Genomic DNA, 23,479 nt, shown 5'->3' with positions numbered 1-23,479 from the left:
GCTATTCCACCTGGTGCGCCATGGCGGCGAAAAGCGCCGCCTCGCTCAAGTCCTTGCGCGGGAGGACGGCAACCGAGGTTCCGTCGCTGAGGACGGTAACCTGGTCGGCTGCGGCCAACAGTTCCTCGAGTTCCGACGAAATCATCAGGACCCCCAGACCTTCATCGGCGAGCCGACGCAAGAGGCGGAGGATTTCCGATTTCGCGCCGATGTCGATGCCGCGGGTCGGCTCGTCGACGATCAAGAGCTTCGGATCCGTGCAGAGCCATCGGCCCAGCAGGACCTTCTGCTGGTTGCCGCCGGAAAGTTCCTTGATCGGCTGGTCGGGCGAGGCGCATTTGATCCCGAGCGCCAAGATATAGCGCTCGACGATTTCGTCCTGGCGTGCATGGTCGATGATGCCGGCGCGGTTCAGTTTCGGCAAAAGCGCGAGCGTCATGTTTTCGCGGATGCTCATGTCGGGGATGATGCCGTCGACCTTCCGGTCTTCGGAAACGAACCCAATGCCGTCGGCGATGGCGTCCGCGGGCTGGCGATACGAGCGCGGTTCGCCATCGTAGCGGATTTCGCCGCGTTCCATCCGATCGGCGCCGAAGATCAGGTTCGCGGTTTCTGTTCGGCCGGAGCCGAGCAAGCCGGCAAGGCCTGAGATTTCCCCTTCGCGAACCGTAAGGCTGACATCGCGGACACGGACGCCGGAGCCGGCATTCTCTACCGACAATCGCACGGATCTCTGCGTGCTCTCGTCGGCGTCCTTCGCGATCGCCTCGAAAGCCGCAAGCTCCTTTCCCAGCATGTGCCGCACCAGGGCCAGCTTGGGCATGTCCGCCATTGCGCTCGTGGCGACGGTCTTCCCGTCACGCATGATAGTGACGCGGTCGCAGATCCGGTAGAGCTCGTCGAGACGATGGCCGATGAAGATGACCGAGACGCCGCGGCGCTTCAGCGTTCGGATCGTCTCGAAAAGAATGGCCACTTCCCGTTCATCGAGAGACGAGGTCGGTTCGTCCATGATGACCAGCCGCGCGTTTTGCGTGACGGCCCGGGCGATCGCCACCATCTGACGGGTGGCGGCGCTGAAGCGCGCGACCGGCGCCTCGACATCGATCTCCAGGTTGAAGGTTCTAAGGACCGCAGTGGCACCCTCTCGCATTGCCCGGCGATCGATCAAGCCGTACCGGCGCGGCTCGCGCGACAGATAGATGTTTTCGGCAACGGAACGTTGCGGCGCGAGGTTGATCTCCTGGTAGATGGTCGCGATACCCTGGGCCTGGCTCTCCGCGGGCATGGAGAAAGAGACCTCGTTTCCGCCAAAGACGATCGACCCCTCGTCCCGCCGGTAGGCGCCGGTGAGAATCTTGATCAGTGTCGACTTGCCGGCGCCGTTCTGCCCGACAAGCGCCATCACCTCGGCTTCGCCCACTTCGAGCGACGCCGAGCGCAGCGCGGGAATGCCATTGAACGACTTGGAAATGCCCTGCATGGACAGAAGCATTAGTCCCTCCGGATGCCGATCTGTCTTCTGCCGCCGACCGCCGACAATTGCCGCCTGGGCATAGCTGATTGTATCACGCCGAGCTTTCGTTGCATCGCGCCAATGGCCGGAGCGGCATTGCCGCGCCGGCCGGGATAAGGCAGGTGTCAGTAAGCGTTGGCGAGTTCGGCCGCCGCGTTGGACGAGTCGTAGAACTTGTCCTCATTTATGACCCAGGGATCGATCTTCTCACCCTTGGCATAGCGCAGCATCGTCTCAAAAGCCTTAGGCCCGAAGCGCGGGTTGCATTCGACGACCGCCGCGATCTTTCCATCGATCACGGCCTGAACCGCCTCCTTGCCGCCGTCGATCGACAGGACCAGCACGTCCTTGCCCGGAACCTTGCCGGCCGCTTCGATGGCGGCAATGGCGCCGATCGCCATTTCGTCGTTGTGCGCATAGACGATATCGGCGTCCGGGTGTGCCTGCAGCAGGGCTTCGGCGACCTGCCTGCCCTTGTCGCGTGCGAAATCGCCCGTCTGCGAGGCAACAATCTCGAAACCACCTGCCGCCTTGATGGCCTCGTCGAAGCCTTTCTTGCGGTCATTGGCGGGTGATGAGCCGGTTGTCCCTTCAAGCTCGATGATCTTGGATTTGCCGTTGGCATTCTTGACCAGCCACTCGGCAACGCGCTTTCCTTCCTCGATGAAATCCGAGCCGATGAATGTGACATAGTCCTCCCCGGCCTTTGCAAGCGCCGGGTCGACGCTACGGTCGAGCAGGATGACGGGAATGCCGGCCTTCTTGGCGGCCATGACCGCCGGGATCAGGGGCTTTTCTTCGCGCGGTGCGAGGAAGATCAGATCGACGCCCTGTGCGATCATCGAGTTGACGTCGGCCACCTGCTTGGCGGCGGATCCCGCGGCATCGGTGTAGACCAGCTGATGGCCGAGCTTTTCAGCTTCGGCTTTCATGCTGTTGGTCTGGGCGATGCGCCAGGGATTGTTGGACTCCGTCTGTGCGAAGCCGACCTTGTATGTTTCCTTCTGTGCCAGCGTCGGCAGCTCAGCGAAGGCGACCGTGCCGGCAACGGCGATTGCGCCGGCCGCCGTAGCGGCAAGCATGAAGGCGCGACGTGAAATCCTGTTCATCGTGAGTTCTCCTCCCGGTTTGCCGGTACTCCTCTACCGGATGCGAGCACTTTGTGCTTCACATGGGCAAACCTTGCGCTAATAATATTAGCAGTCAAGGCTAAAGTTATTAGCACTTGCAAAAAATCAATGCGGCGCTGCAGCGCCGGCAGGGGGCCGAAATGGCAAAAGACAACGGGCGCAACGTGACACGGAAGGAAGCGAGCGGTGGCCGGCCGACGATGACGGACGTGGCGCGCATCGCCGGCGTGTCGCAGTCGAGCGTGTCCCTCGTTCTCAACGAAATGTCCGGCGCCCGCATTTCGGCTGAAACCAGGGCGCGCGTGCGCGAGGCAGCGCAAAAGATCGGCTACAGGCTGCCCAACACAAGACAGGATCTCGCCCAAGCGCCCGCGATCGAGAAGGATACGATCGCTTTCGTCGTCGACGAGATCTCCACGAGCCCGCATCCGGTCGTCAGCCTCGACGGGATTCGCGACTATGCATTCGAGCAGGGCCTGCTCGTCTCCGCCCACGCGACCCGTTCCAACCCTGACCTGGAGAGCGCGGTGCTGCGCGCCGTTTTGCGTGACCCGGCGATCGCCGGCGTCATCTACGCGACCATCTTCACCCGCAAGGTGAGCGTCCCGCCCGAACTCGCGAACATTCCGACTGTGCTGTTGAACTGCTATGCCGAGCCGCGCCAGCATATGGCAATCGTGCCGGGGGAGGTCGCCGGCGGCTTCGCGGCAACGGCGCATCTGACCTCGCTCGGACATCGACGCATCGGCTTCATCAACGGCGAACCGTGGATGGACGCCGCGGTCGACCGCCTCAAGGGCTACAAGCAGGCGCTCGCCACGGCCGACGTCGCCTTCGACGAGGCATTGGTGCGCGACGGCGACTGGCTGCCGCTACGCGGCTACGAGGCGGGCCTCGATCTGCTCGCCATGGAAAATCCCCCGACCGCGATCTTCTGCGGCAACGATCTGATGGCGATCGGCGTGCTGGAGGCAGCTTCCGAGCGCGGGCTGCGCGTGCCAGAGGACCTGTCGGTGATGGGCTACGACGATCAGGAACTTGCGCGCTACACGCATCCGCCACTCTCGACGCTGGTGCTGCCGAACTATGAAATGGGCCAGAAGGCGGCGGAAATCCTGATCGATATGGCGATCCATGGAAAAAGGCCGCGTCCCATGACGATCAAGGTCGATGGGCCGCTGGTCCAACGGGGGACGACCGCGATGCTCTCGCACGCGTCCGCACGCAGGCGCTGACGCAGAGGAGCGAAAAAAGCGCCGGCCCCGCGAGGCCGGCACTGTTTTTCGCCAATCCCCGTCACGCGGGCAGTTGAATCGCACTCACTTGGCCGGCGTAAAGTTCCTTGGCAAAAATGCAGGCGGCAGTATGCGCCGGCGACACGGTCGTGTGCAGTGGCGGCGTTTGCGCGCAAGCATCAACCGCGAGCGGGCACCGTGTCCGGAAACGGCAGCCGGACGGCGGGTTAGTCGGGCTTGGAATTTCGCCCGCTATCAGTGGAACCTTGCGCTGTCGTTCCACGATCGGGTTCGCGTCTGGTACCGACGCCAAAAGGAGCTGTGTGTACGGATGACTCGGCCGCTCATAAAGTTCTGCCGAGGGACCAAGCTCGACGATCTTGCCGAGGTACATCACATAGACGCGCGTGGCCGCCTGCCGGACGAGCGCCAGATCATGCGCGATAAACAGGCAGGCCACGCCGAGGTCCTGCCGCAAACTCAAGAACAGGTTCATAACTTGCGCACGGATTGACAGATCGAGCGCGCTGACCGGCTCGTCGCAGATCAGCACTCGCGGCTCTACCGCGAGCGCACGGGCAATTGCGACGCGCTGCCGCTGCCCACCGGAAAGCTCGCGTGTGAACCGGTCACGCACCGCTGCAGCGAGTCCGACTTGATCGAGCAGTTCCGCTGTACGTGCTATGCGCTTCTCCGCAGAGGTCATCCCGCCGATGATGAGTGCTTCTTCAATGGCTTCACCGATGGTCTGGCGGTCATTGAGGGAGGCATAGGGGTCCTGAAACACATATTGGATCGCACGACGTGCTTCGCGTAATCGCTTGCCGGACAGGGAACCAAGATCGACGCCATCCAGGACGACCTTTCCCGATCTTGGCGTTTCAAGACCGACGATAGAGCGCCCCAACGTCGACTTTCCGCATCCCGATTCGCCGACCAGTCCAACGATCTCGCCCGGATGAAGAGCGATCGATACATCATCGACCGCCTTTACCGGCTTACCCCTGACGGTTCCGGTGAAACTCGTAACAAGATGGTCAACTTCCAGAACAGGTTTCATCCGATGCGTTCCTTGCAGCTTGTGTTGAGCACCGGACAGGCAGCTAATATGGCCGCATCAACGGTGCGTTCGAGTTTGGGACGATGTGTGCGGCACGCCGGCACTGAATGTGGACAGCGTGGTTCGAAAGCGCAGCCTGGAATGGGCGCAGAAAGCACCGGCGGCATTCCGGGCAAGCCGCGGAACGGCGCTCCGACCGGATCCGACCGACTTGGAATCGCGTCGATCAGACCCATCGTATAGGGATGCCGTGGGCTCACCAGAACCTTTTCGACAGGCCCTGTTTCGACGTTGCGTCCGGCATACATCACCACGACGCGGTCGGCCGCACTTGCGACCACGCCCATGTCATGGGTGATCAGCACCATCGCCATTTCCAGTTTTGCCTGGATCTCCTTGAGAAGCTTCAGGATCTGGGCCTGGACGGTCACATCGAGTGCGGTCGTCGGCTCGTCGGCGATCAGAAGCTTGGGTTCCGCGGCAACGGCAATCGCGATCATGACGCGCTGACGCAGACCGCCGGATAGTTCGTGCGGATATTGCCTCAGTCGCGCGGACGGATCTGAAATTCCGACCAAGCGAATGAGGTCGAGCGCCCGCGCTTCGGCCGCCCTTGCGGTCATGCCGAGATGATATTCCGCCATCTCGGCAATCTGCCTTCCGATGGCACGAGCGGGATTGAGCGCACTCATCGGATCCTGAAAGATGAAACCGACCGATTTGCCTCGCAAGGCTCGAAGGCTGTCCTCGCCAGCACCGACGAGTTCCATTCCATCAAATCGGATCGAACCCGATACATCCGCCACCACACCGATAGGCGCAAGGCCGAGCGGGGCGAAATTCATCACGGTCTTGCCGCTGCCGCTCTCCCCCACGACTGCCAAGGTTTCGCGGCGATTGAGACTGTAGCTGACACCATCGACGGGACGCACGGCTGTCTGTGCTGTCAAAAGATCGACGGTAAGGTTCGTGACCTCGAGAAGCGGTTGCTTGGTCATACGGCAGTTTCCTTTGTCCAGAGTGCCGTTACACGGCGGCGGCTGGCGAGCAGAGCGGAGCCAAGCGGTTTCGGCACACGGTTCAGAGCAACGGCTTCGCCGAGAATGTTGAACCCGATCACCGCCAAGGTCAGCGCAATTCCGGGCAGCATCACTTGTCTTGGATCGGCCTCCAGATACGGAAGCGCGTCGACCAGCATCTGTCCCCATTCCGGAGTCGGTGGCTGGATGCCGAGTCCGAGGAAGCTCAAGGTGGCAATGGCGAGCGCAACGGCGCCGGCATCAGCCGTGGCATAGACAAGCACAGCACCGAGGGTCGCCGGCAGCAAATGAACGAAATAGATACGCAAAGGGCTGGCACCGAGAACTCGCAGCGCTTCCATGTGCGGCCTGTTCATGGCGTTCACGGCAACTGCTCGACTGATGCGCGCACTGCCCGGCCACCACGCGAGCGCCAGCGCGAGGATCATATTCCAATAGCTCGCCCCGAAGATGCCAATCACCGCCAGCGAAACAATCAAGCTGGGGATGGCGAGACCGACGTCGACGATGCGCATCAGGACCTCATCCGTCCAGCCGCGCCGATAACCCGCAATCGTGCCGATGGCGATGCCGATCGAATGGGCCAGGGCCAGCACCAGGCACACGCCGACGAGCGAAGTGCGAGCAGCCATTATGAGGCGGCTCAGGGTATCGCGTCCGAGGTGGTCGACGCCGAGCCAATGCGCCGTTGACGGGCCCTCTCCCGCAATCAGCAGGTTTTGAGCGTTCGGGTCGTGTGGCGCAAGGAACGGCGCGAAAGCGCCTGCAAAAACGAAGAAGCCGATGGCCACTACCGCTGCGCGCGGCATCCGTTTCAGCGCTCCGAGGAACGTGGAAGCAATATTCATGATTAGGTCCTCTGACGACGCTGACGAGGATCGGTAAGCATCATCGCAATGTCGACGATCACGTTCAAAATGATGAAGAAGGTGATGAAGATCAGCAGACAGGCCTGCACCACCATGAAGTCGCGGAAACGCACACCGGTGAGAAACAGGTCCGCGATCCCCTGCCAGGCAAAGAGCGGCTCAACAACCACTGCTCCGACCACCATAACGCCCACTTGGGTGCCAAGCGCGTTAAGGTAGGTGGGGGCGATGTTGGGAAGCGCGTCTCGAATGAGAATACGAGGGCGGCTGAAGCCTTTGCTCATGGCCGTCTGGACAAAAGGACGCGCCATGACTTCTTCCAGCCCGACGCGGATTACGCGGCTGAGCACCGCGGCCGGCAGAAACCCCAACGTGAGCCATGGAAGAATGAAGCTTGCAAACCCGTCGTAGCCGAAAGTAGGAAAGAGCCGCAGCGACACCGAGAAGGCATAGACCAGCAACGCTCCCACGAAGAAGGAGGGCGTGGAGGCGCCGAGAAGCGCCAGCCCCCGCGTCAGGTGGTCGGGAAGCCGGTGGGCAGCGAGCGCGCCAGCAAATCCGAGGACGAGACTGAGCACGAAGGCGACGGCCGCCCCTCCGGCGACGAGCGTCGCTGTCACCGATAGCCGGCTTCTGAGCGACGCACCGACCTCCTCGCCGGTTTTATAAGAGATCCCGAAATCTCCCTGCGCCGCGCCCGTCAGCCAGTCGGCGTAGCGGATAAGAAGCGGCTTGTTGAGGCCGATCTCCTCTGCCACCTTGGCGATGTCCTCCTTGGTGGCCGTCGGCGTCCTCAACTCGGCAATCAGGATTGCCACATTGCCTGGCGCTGAAACCACCAGCGTAAAGCAGAGCAGCGATGCCAGAAACAAAAGGATGACGGCATTGCGTGCTCTTTTGACGATAAAGCGGATCACCGTCTCCTCCTCATTCCACCAGCGAAATGTGCTCGTAGGGCATGTCGTATTCGGTCGCTGGACCCTCGAAGCCGCTGACGCGGTCCGAATGGGCCCAGATGCCCGGTACAAGCAGGAGCGGTGCGATCGCGTCATTATCGTGCAGCCAGTCGTAGACTTTCTGAAGCGCTGCACCCATTTCGTCTTCCGACGCAGACATTGCGGCCGTCACCAGCGGGTCAAGATGCTCCGCATCGATGAACAGCTTTCCGTCGACGCCATTGTCGTAAGTCGAAAGGAACAGCCCGACGATCGTACCGAACGGCTCGTAAGGAGCGCCGAAGGTCTGAAAGAAGGCGAGATCGAATTTGCGTTCGGGGATATCGCTGTGCCGTGACGCGTGATCGACCGAGCGGATCGTCACCTGGATGCCAAGCTCCATCAACTCTGACTGGATGACCTCGGCCACGGACCGAGAGCCCGGAATCTGCTCCTCGCTGACGACGAGTTCGAGCGCCAGTTGCTGGCCGTTCTTCGAACGCACCGGTTCACCGGTCCAGCCTGCTTCCTCAAGGAGGGCCTTCGCTGCCTCGATGTCGCGGACCGGCGTTTCGTAGCGGTTGCCCGACATCGGCACGTTCGGCGAGAACAGGTTTCCAGTAGAAGCCGCAAGGCCGCGATAAAGAACCTGGGAGATCGCCGTTCGATCGATGCCGATATTGATAGCCTTGCGTACCGTGGGATCCTTCAAAGCGTCTACACGATCGGGATTGAAAGCCATCACCATCGTCGTGGTGCCCGGATCGATCACGACTTGGACGCCCGCTGCACTCAGGGTTTGCGCCTCCGTAGCGGTGAGCGGCGACGCGAACGCACCCCCGATCAGGTCGATATCACCAGCTCTGAGCGCTGCCATGCGACCGCGGGAGTCCGGCAGAACTCTAACTTCGAGTTTCGGGAAGGCGGGCTTGTCACCCCAATAGTCTTCGTAGCGCTCGAAGAGGCTTGCCTCGTTGCTACTGCTGCCCTGGCGCCATGGACCGGTTCCAATGGGCTCCTTGTAGCTTCCATCTTCGCCGACCGAATGCGGGCTCAGGAAGCGGACGGGCCGAACATAGGAAAACTCCTGCAGGAGACCAAGCACCGGTTCGCGGAACAGAATTCGCACATGATGGTCGTCGACGATGTCAAGGCCGGCGAAAAGACGCGACGAGTTCATCCAGTTGTTGGCTTCGATTCCGATCCAACGGTCGAGATTCCATTTGAGCGCCGCGGCATCAAAAGGCGCCCCGTCGTGGAAAGTCACGCCCTCGCGAAGCGTAATGTTCAGCAACTTGCCGCCGTCTTCCACCGACCATTCCGTCGCCAGGCCGGGCTCGATGCTCCCGTCATGAGCGTATTTGAACAGCGGCTCGAACAGGAGATCCTGCACGGCAAAGAGGCCGGTGTATTTGTGCGGATTGAGATCGCCGGCAGCCTTGGCGATGGCCACCTTTAGTGTGCCCTCCTCCACTGCTGCCGATGCGATGCGGGGAAGCAAGCTTGCACCCGCCGTGACACAGACAATCCCTGACAATCCGCCCAGGAAATGGCGTCGGTTTATTGTGAACGACGAAATCCTCTTACTCATCTTCATTCCCCTCTTTTGTTGTTGAGTGTGTATTGCGCTCTCTCCAGCGCGGTTACCAGGCGCCGCGCACGGCGGCTTTCTCCTCCAAGGCGGCAAGCATCCGCTCGATGTCAGCGCGCAAGTCCTCGCGCGCCTCAAGGCCTGCACTGACGCGCAGAAGCAGGTCGTCATCCGTCCATTCGGTTGCGCTTCGATTTGCCCGCACCTGCATCGGCGCAACAAGACTGCGCGTGCCGCCCCAGGATGCCCCAATCGCGAAGACCTGCAGTGTGTCTAGCGTTGCGGCGACGTGGGCGGATACTTCAGGCTTGAACACCACGCTGAAAACGCCGCTTGCGCCAAGAAAGTCACGCTTCCAGAGTTCATGTCCCGGGCAGCCAGGCATCGGCGGGAACAGGACACGATCGACGAGCGGATGGTCACGGAAAATCGCTGCCAGTTCCAACGCAGACTCGAATGCATAAGCAAGCCTGACAGGGAGGGTTTCCATGCCGCGCAGCACCAACGCCGCGTCGTCCGGTGACACCCCGATCCCGTATCGTCCCAGCACCCCGCGTATCGAACCGGCGAGGGCCTCTGTGGACACTGTGATGGATCCCATGAGGACGTCGGAGTGGCCGGACACGTATTTCGTCAAAGCCTCCGTGACGATATCAACGCCATGACACAGCGGCTTGTAGTTGAGCGGCGTCGCCCACGTGTTGTCGCATCCGACAAGCGCACCTGCACCATGGGCGATCTCGACGATTGCTGGCAGGTCCTGGATTTCCATTGTGGTCGAGCCGGGAGACTCGCACCAGACCATTCGTGTCCGATCGTCGATGCGACGCTCAAGATCGCGCGGCGAGGAGGGATCATAGAAGCCTGCAGTCACCCCGAGACGTTTCAGGTCATTGGTCGCGAAATCGCGAACTGGAGGGTAGCAGTTGTCTGCAATGAGAACCTTGTCCCCTGCCCCAACAAACGCGACCATCGAGATTGCATTTGAAGCTTGTCCGGAGGGTGTCAGGAACGTCCTGGCGCCCTGCTCCAATTGAGTAATCTTTCGCTCCAGCGTGCGTGTCGTTGGTGTTCCGTACAGGCCGTAGGAATAACCGTCCATGCCGCGCGCAGCGCGGTTGGCGTATTCCTCGGCGGACCTGAACGTGATCGTCGAGCCGCGATGGACTGCGACCCCGAGCGGATCGAAGCCATCGGTCTTTACCTTCGGCGTCACCACACACGTCGTGTGATCCTTCATTCCTGTCTGCTCCTCTTCGTTGCAAGGAGGATTTAAGCAGTTGGCTATCTATTCCGTCTAATATTAAGATCGATGCCGTCTATTCTTGTGGGTTATAGGGAAATCCATGAATCTGCGTCAGATCGAAGTTTTCCATGCAGTGATGACCAATGGCACAGCCTCACGCGCCGCCGAAGTCCTGAGGATTTCGCAGCCGGCTGTCAGCAAAGCCATCCAGGAACTCGAGCGCGGCACCGGGCTTGCACTCTTCCATCGGATCAATGGACGGCTGGTGCCGACTTCGGAGGCGCAGCTTTTCTTTCGCGAGGTCGAGCAGTCCTTCACGGGACTTATTCATCTGCGCAGCGCAGCGGCACGCATTCGCGATTTCGGCTCCGGGGAAATTCGACTGGCCAGTCTTTCGGCACTCAGCACCAATGTTGTTCCAAAGGCGCTCTACGCGTTTCAAAAACGGCACCCCGAAGTGGCGATTACATTCCAGGCCCGAATGTCCTCGATGGTGAAGGATCTCGTTAGCTCCGGGCAATTCGATATCGGCCTGGCGGCCGATGAGATCGATTTGGCCGGTGTCGACGCTCAGCCTTTCGCGAACTATCGCACGGCCATTGCATTGCCAGCCAATCACCACCTGACGGAGCGGACGGTCATATGTCCCCAGGACCTGCATGGCGAAGCCTTCATCGCACTCGCCCCGGAGGACACCACCCGGAGGCAGATTGACGCGATCTTCGAGGCTGAGGCGGTGAAGCCGAAGATCGTGCTTGAGACGCCCTACTCGACGACGATATGCGCGATGGTGAATGCGGGGCTGGGTTGCGGCGTAGTGAACCCGATCACGGCCGAACCATTTCTCGGCAAAAATATCGTCATTCGCCCGTTTGAACGGGCCGTCTATTTTCGTACACTCCTGCTGTTGCCGCCAAACGGGCGGCCTTCGAAGATTGTGCGGGATCTCATGAGCGAACTGAAAAAGCACGCGAGCGCTGACGACGGGACCGCTGCCCCCACCGCCCGTTCCAGCGGGGCGGCCGCGATCGAATTCAGGTAGACGATTCGCCAATACGGGATGATGTGCAGGAGCAAGGCGTGATGCGCCGAACGCGCGTTTGACGATCCCTCGCTGAAGTGCGTGATGACTTTCGCAAGCCCATCCGGTCGGACCTCCTACCGCTTCCACCGCAGGAAGATCGTCGCGAGCGGCGGCAGTGTAAGAAGGATGGAGAAGTCCCTGCCATGCGCCGGATGGCGTTCAGCCCAGGCTTCAGCCTGGCCGAGATTGGATCCTCCATAGATCGCGGCATCGGTGTTGAGCACCACCTCAAAGCGTCCTTCTATCGGCACGCCAACGCGATAATCATGCCGCGGCACCGGCGTGAAGTTGGACATGATGAGGATATGCGAGGAGCGGTCCTGTGAGCTGCGGAGCATGCCGTAGATGGAGTTTTCCGCGTCGTCGGCAACCGCCCATTCGAAGCCAGCCGGGTCAAGGTCGCCGAACTGAAGCGCAGGTTCTCGCACATAAAGCCCATTAAGATCGCGGATCAGTTGCTGAATGCCCGCATGATCGGGCCGGTCGAGCAGGTCCCAATGAACGGAGCCGTCATGGCTCCATTCGGCTTCCTGGGCAAGCTCGCCGCCCATGAAGAGCAGTTTCTTGCCTGGATGACCCCACATGAAGGCGTAATAGGCGCGCAGGTTCGCCAGCCTCTGCCACTGGTCGCCGGGCATCTTCCCGAGCAAGGAACCTTTGCCGTGCACGACCTCGTCATGGGAGAGCGGCAGCATGAACCGTTCGGAATAGGCGTAGATCATGCCGAAGGTCATCGCGCCGTGGTGGTATTTGCGGTAGACTGGATCCTCCTGCATGTAGTGCAGCGTGTCGTGCATCCAACCCATGTTCCACTTGAAATCAAAGCCGAGGCCGCCCTCCTCGGGCGCCTTGGTCACATCCGGCCAGGCGGTCGACTCTTCCGCGGCGGTGAAGGCATGGGGGAAGCGCTGATGGATGATGCTGTTCAGGTGCTTCAAGAACTCCACTGCTTCGAGGCTCTCGCGACCGCCGTATTGATTTGGTATCCATTGACCCTCCTCACGGCTGTAGTCCCGGTAGAGCATCGAGGCGACTGCGTCCACGCGCAACGCATCCACGTGATAATGCTCCAGCCATTCCAGCGCGCTGGCAATCAGGAATCCTTTCACCTCGTTGCGGCCAAGATTGTAAATCAGCGTGTTCCAGTCGCGGTGGAAGCCCTCACGCGGATCCTCATGCTCGTAGAGCGCGGTGCCGTCGAAACGGGCGAGCCCCCAGACATCGGTGGGAAAATGGGCCGGCACCCAGTCGAGGATGACGCCGATGTCCGCGGCATGGCAGCGGTCGACGAAGTAGGCAAAATCCTCCGGCGTGCCGTAACGACCGGTGGGAGCGAAGAGGCCGAGCGGCTGGTAGCCCCAGGAGCCGCCGAAGGGATGTTCCATGATCGGCAGGAATTCGATGTGGGTGAAGCCGAGATCCCGCGCATAGGGAATCAGCCGCTGGCTGAGCTCGACCCAGTCGAGCGGCCGGTTTCCCTCCTCGGTGATCCTCAGCCAGGACCCGGGATGCACCTCATAGACCGAGATTGCTCCGTTGATCGATCGCTCGGCGCGGCGGGCGCGCATCCAGTCCTCGTCGCTCCAGCGGAAAGGTTTGGACGACGCGACGATCGAAGCCGTCGAGGGTGCGGCTTCGCTGGCGCGGGCAACCGGGTCTGCTTTCTGAGGCAGGAGATTGCCGTGAGCGTCGAGCAGCTCGTATTTATAGCGCTCTCCATGCGTGAGGCGCGGAATGAAGATTTCCCATATGCCCGCTGACGGCCGCAGTCGCATCGGATGTCGGCGGCCATCCCAACTGTTGAAATCGCCGACGACGGAAACCCGCCGCGCATTCGGTGCCCATACGGAAAAGCGCACGCCCTGCACACCATCGACGTCCATCGGAATGGCGCCAAGTGTGCGGCCAAGATCGTAGTGGGTGCCCTGAGAGATCAGGTGCAGATCGAGGTCGCCGAGCAAAAGGCCGAATGAATAAGGATCCTCCGTCTCCTGCACGGCATCAGGCCAGTGGATGCGAAGGCGGTAACTGGCCACGCTGCCGATCGCACCGGCGAAAAGGCCGCCCTCATGAATCAGCTCCAGCCGCGTCAGCGCGCGGTTGGTATCGGACTCGACCACGTCCACGGAGACGGCGCCGGGCAGCAAGGCCCTTACGACGTTGAGATCGTCATATCGATGACGACCGAGGATGGAGAAAGGATCGCCATGCCGGCCTTCGACGAGAGCCTGGAGGCCTTCAGCGACGGTGCCGATCATCAGGTCTGCGCGCTCATATCTCATGCGACGTCTCCAAGAGTCTCGATGCGATAGCCGAGAAGCCGGCAAGCGGCAGCGGCAGCCAGGTGGGGCGATTGCGCGCTTCATAGGCGATCTCGTAGGCCGCCTTCTCCAGCAGGAAGAGGTCGAGGATGCGACCGCGCGAAACCGGACGTAAGCTGAGTTCTCGCGTCTTGCCGATGGCGTCGAGATAACCTTCGAGGAAGGCAGGTTCCGCCATTTCGACGAAGCGCGCCACGAGCGCGGCATGTCTTCGATCGTCCACCTCGCTCACCAGCTCCCGCTCGAGATTGGCGGCCGCTGCAAGATAGCTCAGCGATCTCAGTAGCCCCGCAACATCCCGCAGCGGATTGGTCTTGGCGCGGCGCTCAGCGAGATCGCGGGCGGGTTCGCCCTCGAAATCGATGATATAGGCGTCACCTTCCGCAACCAGAACCTGGCCCAGATGGAAGTCGCCGTGATTGCGGGTCATCAGCGTGCCTGCCGCGGCCTTTGACAGGTGCCCGGCCAACTTCAAAAGCTCCTCGCGTCGTGCGACGAGCGGTCCGATCTGCTGGGCAACTTCTGGAGCGAGGCTTTCCTGGATCTCCTCGAGGAGGGCGAGGCTTTCCTGAATTTGCTTCTTCACGGCATCGCCCCACCGTCCGGCATCCTCCTTGGACATGCGGACCGGTTTGAAATCCTCGTTTTCGGTCGGTTGTGCCAGCGCCACATGCAATTCGCCGAGCCGCCTGCCAATCGTCGCGGCGAAATCCACGAGCGGCCTGAAGTACTCATCTGCCATGTCTGCCTCGACACCGGTCACCATCACCTCGTCGATCGCGCGGCGCAGGTTGCTGAGCATCCAGTTCCAGGCATCGCCTTGATTGCGGATCGCTCCTTGTACGATGATCAATGTGCAACGGCAGCCGTCCGGCGTCGTGTGCCCCACTTCGCCGAGCAACTGTGCGGTGTTCCCATATCCGATTTCCGTCAGATGGCGCGTCATCTCCACCTCCGGATGGACACCCGGCAGGACGTGGCGGATGAGCTTCACCATCGCGATCTCGCCGATGATGAGCGAACTGTTGGATTGCTCGGCTGAGAGCCAACGCACCGGCAGGTCGTCGTTCATGCTCATGCGGTCGAGCAGATCCGTGCCGAGGAATTCGAGCGTGCCCGCCCGGTCGGAGATCACCGCTCGTTCGCGCAGTCCGCGGATGACGCTGCGTGCCAACGCCTCTATCGCAAAGCCGTCGGTCAAAAATCCGACGCGGCGGCCCTGGCGGAGGCGGGCAAGCGCGAGTTGTTGCGCAAGCGCCGTTGGCTGCCCGTCATCCCACGACACCGCAAGTGGCAGCAAATAGGTGTCCTTGCGGCCGTCGAGTTCGGCTTCCACCTCTCCAAGCGAGAGGTCACGGGCGAAGGGAATTGGCGTGGCGACGACGAGCGAGGCATGCCTCAGCTTCTCGCCCTTGGCGCCGAACCAACGCCGCCTGCCAAGATAGGCTGGCAGTATCTCGTTCGAGAGCGTGCCTGATAGCCGCGGCTCATCGACCAGTTCCTGCAGGTTGCGGCGTACCACCATAGTCACCATGTCCTGCATCTGTTCCGGTGGTTCGGCGCGCCAGGCGGGGCCGTCCGCCTCCTTCGCGAGCAGGAACCAGAAGAAGCCATAGGGGGGCAGAGTGAGCATGTAGGTGAGCTGCCCGATCGGCGGGAACGGCGACATGCCGGTCAACTCGATGGGGGTGCGGCCGGCAAAGTTCGCAAGGTCGAGTTCGACGGCCTGGGGCAGGCGCGACAAGTTGGCGACGCAGAGGATCGTGTCCTCGCGATATTCGCGGAGATAGGCAAGAATCTTCCTGTTGCCGGGCGAGAGGAACCTTAGGGAACCGCGCCCGAATGCCGAATGCTTGCTGCGCAGCGCCAGCATGCGCCGTGTCCAGTTGAGCAGCGAATGAGCATCGGCGCCCTGTGCCTCGACATTGACTGCCTCAAAGCCGTAAAGCGGGTCCATGATGGGCGGAAGCACAAGCCGTGCCGGATCCGTCTTGGAAAAACCGCCGTTGCGGTCCGGCGACCATTGCATGGGCGTGCGCACACCGTCGCGGTCGCCGAGATAGATATTGTCACCCATGCCGATCTCGTCGCCGTAATAGATCACAGGCGTGCCGGGCATGGAAAATAAGAGTGCGTTCATCAACTCGACGCGACGGCGATCGCGCTCCATGAGCGGCGAAAGACGGCGCCGGATCCCGAGATTGATGCGGGCTCGACGGTCGGTGGCATAGATGTTCCAGAGATAATCGCGCTCTTCATCGGTCACCATCTCCAGCGTCAGCTCGTCATGGTTCCGCAAGAAGATCGCCCATTGGCACGTCTCAGGGATTTCCGGCGTCTGCCGCATGATATCGGTGATCGGGAAGCGGTCTTCCTTGGCGATCGCCATGTACATGCGCGGCATGAGCGGGAAGTGGAAGGCCATGTGGCATTCATCGCCGTCGCCGAAATAGTCGCGCGTGTCCTCCGGCCATTGATTGGCCTCGGCAAGCAACATCTTGCCGGGATGGGTGGAATCAAGGGCCGCACGGATCTTCTTCAGGATCGCATGCGTCTCGGGCAGATTCTCGTTGATCGTGCCCTCTCGTTCCACCAGGTAAGGGATCGCGTCGAGCCGGAAGCCGTCGATGCCGGTCTCCAACCAGAAGCGCATCACACCCAAAAGCTCCTCCAGCACCAACGGATTGTCGAAATTGAGGTCGGGCTGGTGGGAATAGAACCGGTGCCAATAATAAGCGCCGGCGACCGGATCCCATGTCCAGTTGGACTTTTCGGTGTCGAGGAAGATGATCCGGGTTTCGGGGAACTTCTGATCGGTATCCGACCAGACATAGAAGTCCCGCTCCGGCGAGCCGGGGGGCGCGCGCCGCGCCCGCTGGAACCATGGATGCTGGTCGGACGTATGGTTGATGACGAGCTCGATGATCACCCGGAGCCCGCGTCGATGCGCGGCTTCCACGAAAGCCGTGAACTCCTCCACCGTGCCGTAGTCCGTGCTGACATTGGTGTAGTCGGCGATATCGTATCCGTCGTCGCGACGCGGGGACGGAAAGAAGGGCAAGAGCCAGATGGTATTGGCGCCAAGCGAAGCGATATGGTCGAGCTTCTCGTGAAGGCCCTTGAAGTCCCCGATACCGTCGTTATTGGCATCGAAGAACGACTTGATATGAAGTTGGTAGATGAGCGCGTCCTTATACCACAGGGGATCGGGTTCTTGCGGGCTGGTCTGATCCTGCCCCTGGTCGCGGCTTGTGATCACCATGTCCATTTTCTTTCTCCTGCCTTATCTCACGCGCCAGATCGCAAACGGCAGACCGGCATGCGGATCGAGCCGAAGGTGCTGGACCCTGCCGGTCCAGCTGAACGTGCGACCTGTGATCAGGTCTTCGAGGTCGAGCGTGCCATGGTCCGGGAGGTTCCACGACCGGAGCGGGATTTCCACGTCCGCTTCCTGCGCATTGTAGGGATCGAGGTTGACGGCGATGAGCAAAGCGTTCTCGCGCCCGGGACTCATCCTCTCGTAGAACATGATGTTGTCGTTCCAGGCGGTGAGAAGCTCAAGGCCGAGATGCGAATGCAGGGCCGGGTTTTCCTTTCGGATCCGGTTGAGCATTGTGATCTCGGATTTGATGTTGCCCGGCCGATCGTAGTCCCAGGCGCGGATCTCATACTTTTCGGAGTCGGCATATTCCTTGCGCTTGGCGTCCGGCCGACCCTCGCAGAGCTCGAAGCCATTGTAGACACCCCAAAGTCCTGAGAGTGTCGCGGCAAGTGCCGCCCGGACCAGATAGGCCGGACGCGGTGCGTTCTGCAGGAAGTCGGGGTTGATGTCGTGCGTGTTGACGAAGAAGTGCGGGCGGAAGAACTCCTTCGGTTCCTGCGTGGTGATCTCGCGCATGTATTGCTCGAGCTCCCACTTCGTGTTGCGCCAGGTGAAGTAGGTGTACGATTGAGAAAAGCCGATCTTGGCGAGCCGATACATCACCTTCGGCTTGGTGAAAGCTTCCGACAGGAAGACGACATCCGGATGCCGCGACCTGATATCGGCGATCAGCCACTCCCAGAACGGGAAGGGCTTGGTGTGCGGATTGTCGACGCGAAAGAGTTTGACGCCGGTGTCGATCCACTTCTGCACGATATCGCGCAGCTCGATCCAGAGCGACGGGATCGCGTCCCAGCTATAGAAATCCACATTGACGATGTCTTCGTACTTCTTGGGTGGATTTTCCGCATAACGAATGGTTCCGTCCGGTCGCCAGTCGAACCAGCCCGGATGCTGTGTCAGCCACGGGTGGTCGGGCGAGCACTGGATGGCGAGATCGAGCGCAATCTCCAGGCCCTCGTGCCTGCCGGCGTCCACCAGACGACGGAAGTCCTCGAACGTGCCGAGCTCAGGATGGATCGCGTCGTGACCGCCGTCCGGCGAGCCGATGGCATAGGGGCTGCCCGGATCCTCCGGCGCCGCGCGCAGGCTGTTGTTCCGACCCTTGCGATTGGTCTTGCCGATAGGATGAATCGGCGGGAAATAGAGCACGTCGAAACCCATGGCGCGGATGGCCGGCAACCGCTTGATGACGTCGTCGAATGTGCCGTGGCGGGTCGGATCGCCGCTCTGTGAGCGTGGAAATACCTGGTACCAGCTTGCGAAGGCGGCGGCCGGACGCTCTGCATCAAGAGGGATGGTCTGCGACCTGAGGCGATGGGGGCGTCGATCCGCCGCCGCCATCAGCTCGGCGGTTTCTGCCGCCAGCAGGATTTCGATGCGCTGGATATCCTGCGCCGCCGTCAGCCTGTCGAACAGGGTTTTGAGCTGCCTCTTGAGCTGGCCTTGCGCGTAGTCGAGCGCGTCTACCACGAGGTTGATGCCCTCCTGGATTTCGAGCCGGAGGTCGAGCCGCGCCTCGTGCTTCTTGGTGAACTCGTAGCGGAAGATCTGAAACTGACTGCGCCAGGCTTCAATCACGAATTCGTGCCTTCCCAGGCGCCTGGGCGTGAACTCCGCATGCCAGCGATCATTTTCGATCAGCTCCATGTGAACTTCGTTCCAGCCGCTTTCGTCGACGGCTCGCCAGAGCAGGGCGGCCGAAAGCGGGTCGTGGCCATCGCCGAAAATATCTGCCTCGACCTTCACCGTCTCGCCGACAACGCGCTTGACGACGAAACGGCCGTCATCGACCGCTGGCGTGATCTTCTCGATTGCCAATCTCGAAGACGCGGCGGCCTCGTCGGCACTGGTTACTTGAACCGCATCGATGATCGGAACGGATGATTGTCCTTCGAAAATGCGCAGTTCACCCGGCTTCAGCTTGAGATTGGCATCGAGAACCTCGTCTTTGGCCTGCGGGTCGGAGAGCGGGAGGAACAGGGACGCTGCCTCCCGCAACACGTTGAACGGTGCATTGACGACGCGCCTGAGGTCGCGGTTGAGCACAACGACGCGGACTTTCTGCGAGGAGCGAATGTCGGCCTCGTCCGTCTGCATCAGAGCGACGGCCGGCGTTTGGCTGGCGGAGATCAGCTTGAGTGGCTGCCGCGCGAAGCCGGCGGCCGTCTTGTTGGGCCAGCCGTTTACGGTGCGGATATCGTCGGAAAGATCGAACGAGCCCTGCTTGCGAAGGCCGAGCAGGCCGGTTCCATCGCCATGCATCGGATCGAGCGGCGTGACAGCACCATATTCGAACCCCATCGGAATCATCAGGCCGCTGGCAAATGTGGAAGCCAGCTTCAGCGCGCGGACGGCCTTGCGCTGCAGCACTTCACAACCGTCGCTGCCATGGGCGATCCGCCTGCCGAACGGCGCCTCCGGGAAGGTGACCTGATACCCGATCTGCCTCTGAATCTGATATTCGTCTGTGATCCAGCGTTCCTCCAGGTTCCACCAGGCAAGCGACGAGAAGCTGCCGTCGAAGCCCGCCCCGTCGAGAGCCTTGCGGTCTGCGAACGCGGTGCCGGGCGTCCAGGCAAGAAAGATTGTTTCTGGCGCCAGGTTGCGGACTGAGGCGATAAGATCGTACCAGGCCTCCGGCGCCAGGCGACCGATCCCCAGGCAGCGATAGCCCGCAATGCCGAGGCCCGTGAGCCAGGTCATACGGCGGCGCCAGTCCTCGATGTACCTGGCTTCACCCATGAATTCGACGCGCCGGCTGCGGCTTTCCTGCGGTGCCACGCGCGGATCGGCGATGATGGCGCCCGCAAGCTTGTCGTCGGCGGCCACCCGATCCGCGACGAGGTCGAGCATGAGTTTGAGATCGTTCTCCCGAGCTGCCTCAACCAACGCCCTGACGCCATCCTCGACAGACTGACCCAGTTCCAGCTCAGGATCGAGCCGATCGAAATGCCGGGTGACGAAGACACTGGCATATTGGCCGCGTTCAAAAAGGGGTGCCGTCAGCACTGTATCAAAACCGAGGCCCTTGGCATGCGTGAAAACCTCTCTCCACGCGTCGAGCCCCTTCAACACCAAAGGATGCACGTAGTAGATCTGCGGTGGCAGTTGGGAGAGCGAGATTCGCGAAACGACTTGGGAGCGTATGTTCATCGGTCGTGCCTCGCTGCAGGCCTTTGTCGTCTAACGGTGAGGTCACCATGCTTGTTCCTTTGAAAAGGGGCGAATTGGCTACGGCGATCAAACAAGGGAGGATTTCTTGGATTATGTCACGCAAGCAGACATTATAAGGTGCGCAGCGGGGAGCATGCCGTCGGGCAGGCCACATCCTTCAGGAGACCTCATGTTTGACCACGTCAAATTCGGAGTGAGCGACTATGCAGCGAGCAAAGCGTTCTTCCTCAAGGCACTCGAACCGCTCGGCGTAGCCGTTGTCGCGGAGGGGCCGCCTTCGTACGGCGTCGAGCTTAGCCCAAAGGGCAAGGCTTCATTGTGCCTCTACCAAACCGAGGAGAAGCCGGCGCATCTTCACTTGGCCTTCACGGCCGAGAACCGCCAGCAAGTCGAAGCGTTCTATCGCGCGGCTCTGGAGGCGGGCGGCAAGGACAATGGTGCGCCTGGTCTGCGCCCGCACTACCATGCCAACTACTATGCCGCTTTCGTCATTGGCCCGGACGGGCACAACATCGAGGCGGTTTGCCACGAACCTGAGGGCTAACCTTTCAGGCGACGTCCACAAGCGGGCTTCGCCGACGGCTGACCTCTTTTTACGTTCGCCTTATCCTTTCGCCCTTGGCATTTGCACAAACCTATAATACAGGTTTTCAAAAGCCATAGGATAGAGAATGAGCGAAACGGACCCGGCCACTCCATCTTCCGGCGACCTCGTCGCAGGCGCGGTCTCGCAGATTTCCGCCTTCATTCGCGAAAGCCAGTTGAAGCCGGGGGATCGCCTGCCCTCCGAATCAGCCCTGACGGAAAGCCTCAACGTGTCCCGCACCGTTGTTCGCGAGGCCCTTCGTTCGCTCGCCGCGATGCGACTGATCGACCTCGGTGCCGGCAAGCGGCCCACCGTCGCCGAACTCGACGACAGTTCCATCGCCATGACCTTCCGGCACGGCCTGTTCACCGACCAGATCGACATCCGCCAGATCTATGACGCGCGCCGCACCATCGAGGGGCGTACGGCAACGCTCGCCGCCCTGCTGCGCACAGACAAGGAGGCGGACGCGATTCTCGGTTTCGCCCGCGCCATGCAGAACCGCCTCGACCAGCCGGCCGTCGTCATGGAAAACGACCTCGCCCTTCATCTGGCGATCGCGCGCGCCTCGAAGAACCCCGTCTTCGCCCTCATCATCGGCGCCTTTCAGGGCGTGATCGTCGAGAGTTGGCCGATCGGCTGGAAGGCGCGTGCCACCGACGACGAACGCGAAGCCATGAACCACCTGCACCTCGACCTCGCCGAGGCGATCGCCGCCTCCGACCCTCAGGCGGCCTCGACCATCATGGACCGGCATTTCGACGAGAGCCTCAGGGCTCTCGCCCGTGCCGGCCTGACCTGAACCAAGAAACTGGAGTTCCCATGAAAATCACAGGTCTCGAAACCGTGCGCGTCGCCGAGCGCGCCAATCTCCTCTGGCTGCTCGTGCATACCGACGAAGGCATAACCGGCCTCGGGGAAACCTTCTTCGGCGCGGAGACCGTCGAAGCCTACATCCACGAGTACATCGCGCCCCGCGTGATCGGCCGTGATCCGCTGGAGATCGACCGCCTCGCGGCCGATCTCGTCGGCTATATCGGCTTCCGTTCCTCCGGCGCCGAAGTGCGCGGCAACTCCGCCTTCGACATCGCGCTCTGGGACATTTTCGGAAAGGCGACGGGGCAGCCGATCGCCCAGCTTCTCGGCGGCTTCACGCGCCGCGAGATCCGCACCTATAACACCTGCGCCGGCACCGAATACATCAAGAAGGCGACCGGCCAGACGACCGCCAACTACGGCCTTTCGACCGGCAAGGACTATGACGACCTGAACGGCTTCCTGCACCGCGCCGACGAACTGGCGCTCTCGCTGCTCGAAGACGGCATCACCGCCATGAAGATCTGGCCGTTCGACGCGGCCGCCGAAAAGACGCGCGGGCAGTACATCTCGGTTCCCGACCTCAAGCGGGCGCTCGTTCCCTTCGAAAAGATCCGCGCGGCCGTCGGCGACAAGATGGACATCATGGTCGAGTTCCACTCCATGTGGCAGTTGCTGCCGGCCATGCAGATCGCCAAAGCGCTCGCCCCTTTCAACACCTTCTGGCATGAAGATCCGATCAAGATGGACAGCCTTTCGAGCCTGAAGCGCTATGCCGAAGTCTCCCCGGCCCCGATCTCGGCTTCCGAAACGCTCGCCACCCGGTGGGGTTTCCGCGACTATCTTGAAACCGGCGCTGCCGGCGTCGTCATGCTCGACATATCCTGGTGCGGCGGGCTCTCGGAAGCCCGCAAGATCGCGTCGATGGCCGAAGCCTGGCACCTGCCGGTCGCCCCCCACGACTGCACCGGCCCGGTGGTGCTCTGCGCCTCGACCCATCTGTCGCTCAATGCACCGAATGCGCTGGTCCAGGAAAGCGTGCGGGCCTTCTACAACACCTGGTATCGCGATCTTGTAACCGCGCTGCCGGAGGTGACGAACGGGATGATCACGGTTCCCCCCGGTCCGGGCCTCGGCATGGAACTTCATCCCGAGATCGAGAAGATATTCACAGTCAGCCGCCGCATGTCGGACGCCTCGAGCATCTGACGATGGCAAACCAATAGGGCGTCTGCGGCAACTCTTGAGCTCGCCGCCTTCGCCAGCCCGCCGCGGTAATGCTGCTCGGCAGGTGCTGTTCGGGCTGAACGACACGATAGGTATGCCAAAGCCAGCGCCGGTCTTCTCGGGACACACAACATAAAAGAGACGCCCGCAGCGGGGACCGCCGTGGGCGTCCTTTTTGGTGCAGTCCCGAAGGACCGCCACTACAGCGCCGCGCGTCAGACGCGCAAAGGACGCTGTAGCACTTTGAATTGCTGCATGTTTTTA

General features: G+C 61.4%; 16 protein-coding genes. 5 read left to right on the top strand and 11 right to left on the bottom strand.

Annotated elements, in window-relative coordinates; all coding sequences use genetic code 11:
* Position 1: 1 nt before the first annotated feature.
* On the bottom strand, positions 2-1,495 hold the full coding sequence (locus tag GHK62_RS19090; protein ID WP_153440698.1) for a sugar ABC transporter ATP-binding protein: 1,494 nt from the start codon (positions 1,493-1,495) through the stop codon (positions 2-4).
* 146 nt (positions 1,496-1,641) lie between these two features.
* Entirely contained in the window at positions 1,642-2,625 is a 984-nt protein-coding gene (locus GHK62_RS19085) for an ABC transporter substrate-binding protein (RefSeq protein WP_153440697.1), read from the bottom strand.
* Between the two features lie 161 nt (positions 2,626-2,786).
* Between GHK62_RS19085 and GHK62_RS19080 the strand changes: the two genes are divergently transcribed.
* A complete protein-coding gene (locus GHK62_RS19080) occupies positions 2,787-3,881 on the top strand; it encodes a LacI family DNA-binding transcriptional regulator (RefSeq protein WP_167528301.1) in 1,095 nt (364 codons plus the stop codon).
* 61 nt (positions 3,882-3,942) lie between these two features.
* Here GHK62_RS19080 and GHK62_RS19075 read toward each other — a convergent pair whose 3' ends face one another.
* The 6 genes from GHK62_RS19075 to GHK62_RS19050 are packed head-to-tail and all read right to left on the bottom strand — an operon-like array spanning position 3,943 to position 10,616.
* Positions 3,943-4,941 carry an ABC transporter ATP-binding protein gene (locus tag GHK62_RS19075; protein ID WP_153440696.1) on the bottom strand — a complete coding sequence of 333 codons (999 nt, stop codon included), beginning with the start codon at positions 4,939-4,941 and terminating at the stop codon, positions 3,943-3,945.
* Entirely contained in the window at positions 4,938-5,939 is a 1,002-nt protein-coding gene (locus tag GHK62_RS19070) for an ABC transporter ATP-binding protein (protein ID WP_153440695.1), read from the bottom strand. Before GHK62_RS19070 ends, GHK62_RS19075 begins: the two co-directional genes overlap by 4 nt.
* A complete protein-coding gene (locus GHK62_RS19065; RefSeq protein ID WP_153440694.1) occupies positions 5,936-6,829 on the bottom strand; it encodes an ABC transporter permease in 894 nt (297 codons plus the stop codon). Before GHK62_RS19065 ends, GHK62_RS19070 begins: the two co-directional genes overlap by 4 nt.
* Positions 6,830-6,831: 2 nt before the next feature.
* A complete protein-coding gene (locus GHK62_RS19060; protein ID WP_184108484.1) occupies positions 6,832-7,767 on the bottom strand; it encodes an ABC transporter permease in 936 nt (311 codons plus the stop codon).
* Positions 7,768-7,777: 10 nt separating this feature from the next.
* A complete protein-coding gene (locus GHK62_RS19055) occupies positions 7,778-9,376 on the bottom strand; it encodes an ABC transporter substrate-binding protein (protein ID WP_153440692.1) in 1,599 nt (532 codons plus the stop codon).
* A 52-nt stretch (positions 9,377-9,428) separates the two neighbouring features.
* Entirely contained in the window at positions 9,429-10,616 is a 1,188-nt protein-coding gene (locus tag GHK62_RS19050; RefSeq protein WP_153440691.1) for a trans-sulfuration enzyme family protein, read from the bottom strand.
* Between the two features lie 106 nt (positions 10,617-10,722).
* On the opposite strand from GHK62_RS19050, the gene GHK62_RS19045 reads away from it, so the two are divergent.
* Positions 10,723-11,664 carry a LysR substrate-binding domain-containing protein gene (locus tag GHK62_RS19045; protein WP_153440690.1) on the top strand — a complete coding sequence of 314 codons (942 nt, stop codon included), beginning with the start codon at positions 10,723-10,725 and terminating at the stop codon, positions 11,662-11,664.
* 116 nt (positions 11,665-11,780) lie between these two features.
* Here GHK62_RS19045 and glgB read toward each other — a convergent pair whose 3' ends face one another.
* Genes glgB through GHK62_RS19030 form a run of 3 tightly spaced genes read right to left on the bottom strand, consistent with a single transcriptional unit; the run spans position 11,781 to position 20,565 of the window.
* Positions 11,781-13,988, bottom strand: coding sequence for a 1,4-alpha-glucan branching protein GlgB (gene glgB, locus GHK62_RS19040; protein ID WP_153440689.1), 2,208 nt, complete (start codon positions 13,986-13,988; stop codon positions 11,781-11,783).
* Positions 13,978-17,289: a maltose alpha-D-glucosyltransferase gene (gene treS / locus GHK62_RS19035; RefSeq protein ID WP_234886964.1), complete on the bottom strand. Its 3,312-nt coding sequence runs from the start codon at positions 17,287-17,289 to the stop codon at positions 13,978-13,980. Before treS ends, glgB begins: the two co-directional genes overlap by 11 nt.
* A gap of 21 nt (positions 17,290-17,310) precedes the next feature.
* Positions 17,311-20,565 (bottom strand): maltotransferase domain-containing protein, encoded by a 3,255-nt coding sequence (locus tag GHK62_RS19030; RefSeq protein ID WP_153440687.1) that lies wholly within the window; start codon positions 20,563-20,565, stop codon positions 17,311-17,313.
* A gap of 190 nt (positions 20,566-20,755) precedes the next feature.
* Here GHK62_RS19030 and GHK62_RS19025 point away from each other — a divergent pair, with 190 nt between their 5' ends.
* From GHK62_RS19025 to GHK62_RS19015, 3 genes are all read left to right on the top strand, one after another.
* Positions 20,756-21,130: a VOC family protein gene (locus GHK62_RS19025; RefSeq protein ID WP_153440686.1), complete on the top strand. Its 375-nt coding sequence runs from the start codon at positions 20,756-20,758 to the stop codon at positions 21,128-21,130.
* A gap of 127 nt (positions 21,131-21,257) precedes the next feature.
* The gene (locus tag GHK62_RS19020) at positions 21,258-21,974 is read left to right on the top strand and encodes a FadR/GntR family transcriptional regulator (RefSeq protein WP_153440685.1); all 717 of its coding nucleotides are present in this window, start codon (positions 21,258-21,260) and stop codon (positions 21,972-21,974) included.
* Positions 21,975-21,994: 20 nt separating this feature from the next.
* The gene (locus GHK62_RS19015; RefSeq protein ID WP_153440684.1) at positions 21,995-23,197 is read left to right on the top strand and encodes a mandelate racemase/muconate lactonizing enzyme family protein; all 1,203 of its coding nucleotides are present in this window, start codon (positions 21,995-21,997) and stop codon (positions 23,195-23,197) included.
* The last annotated feature ends 282 nt before the right edge of the window (positions 23,198-23,479 follow it).

This window comes from Sinorhizobium terangae (genome assembly GCF_009601505.1).
Taxonomy (GTDB): domain Bacteria; phylum Pseudomonadota; class Alphaproteobacteria; order Rhizobiales; family Rhizobiaceae; genus Sinorhizobium; species Sinorhizobium terangae.
Note: the sequence above shows the minus strand (reverse complement) of the source record. Positions and strands in the feature narration are given on the sequence as shown.

Coding starts and splice junctions, on each gene's coding strand:
- GHK62_RS19090 (WP_153440698.1), bottom strand. CDS start 1,495: ATGCTTCTGTCCATGCAGGGCATTTCCAAGTCGTTCAATGGCATTCCC.
- GHK62_RS19085 (WP_153440697.1), bottom strand. CDS start 2,625: ATGAACAGGATTTCACGTCGCGCCTTCATGCTTGCCGCTACGGCGGCC.
- GHK62_RS19080 (WP_167528301.1), top strand. CDS start 2,787: ATGGCAAAAGACAACGGGCGCAACGTGACACGGAAGGAAGCGAGCGGT.
- GHK62_RS19075 (WP_153440696.1), bottom strand. CDS start 4,941: ATGAAACCTGTTCTGGAAGTTGACCATCTTGTTACGAGTTTCACCGGA.
- GHK62_RS19070 (WP_153440695.1), bottom strand. CDS start 5,939: ATGACCAAGCAACCGCTTCTCGAGGTCACGAACCTTACCGTCGATCTT.
- GHK62_RS19065 (WP_153440694.1), bottom strand. CDS start 6,829: ATGAATATTGCTTCCACGTTCCTCGGAGCGCTGAAACGGATGCCGCGC.
- GHK62_RS19055 (WP_153440692.1), bottom strand. CDS start 9,376: ATGAGTAAGAGGATTTCGTCGTTCACAATAAACCGACGCCATTTCCTG.
- GHK62_RS19050 (WP_153440691.1), bottom strand. CDS start 10,616: ATGAAGGATCACACGACGTGTGTGGTGACGCCGAAGGTAAAGACCGAT.
- GHK62_RS19045 (WP_153440690.1), top strand. CDS start 10,723: ATGAATCTGCGTCAGATCGAAGTTTTCCATGCAGTGATGACCAATGGC.
- glgB (WP_153440689.1), bottom strand. CDS start 13,988: ATGAGATATGAGCGCGCAGACCTGATGATCGGCACCGTCGCTGAAGGC.
- treS (WP_234886964.1), bottom strand. CDS start 17,289: ATGGTGATCACAAGCCGCGACCAGGGGCAGGATCAGACCAGCCCGCAA.
- GHK62_RS19030 (WP_153440687.1), bottom strand. CDS start 20,565: ATGAACATACGCTCCCAAGTCGTTTCGCGAATCTCGCTCTCCCAACTG.
- GHK62_RS19025 (WP_153440686.1), top strand. CDS start 20,756: ATGTTTGACCACGTCAAATTCGGAGTGAGCGACTATGCAGCGAGCAAA.
- GHK62_RS19020 (WP_153440685.1), top strand. CDS start 21,258: ATGAGCGAAACGGACCCGGCCACTCCATCTTCCGGCGACCTCGTCGCA.
- GHK62_RS19015 (WP_153440684.1), top strand. CDS start 21,995: ATGAAAATCACAGGTCTCGAAACCGTGCGCGTCGCCGAGCGCGCCAAT.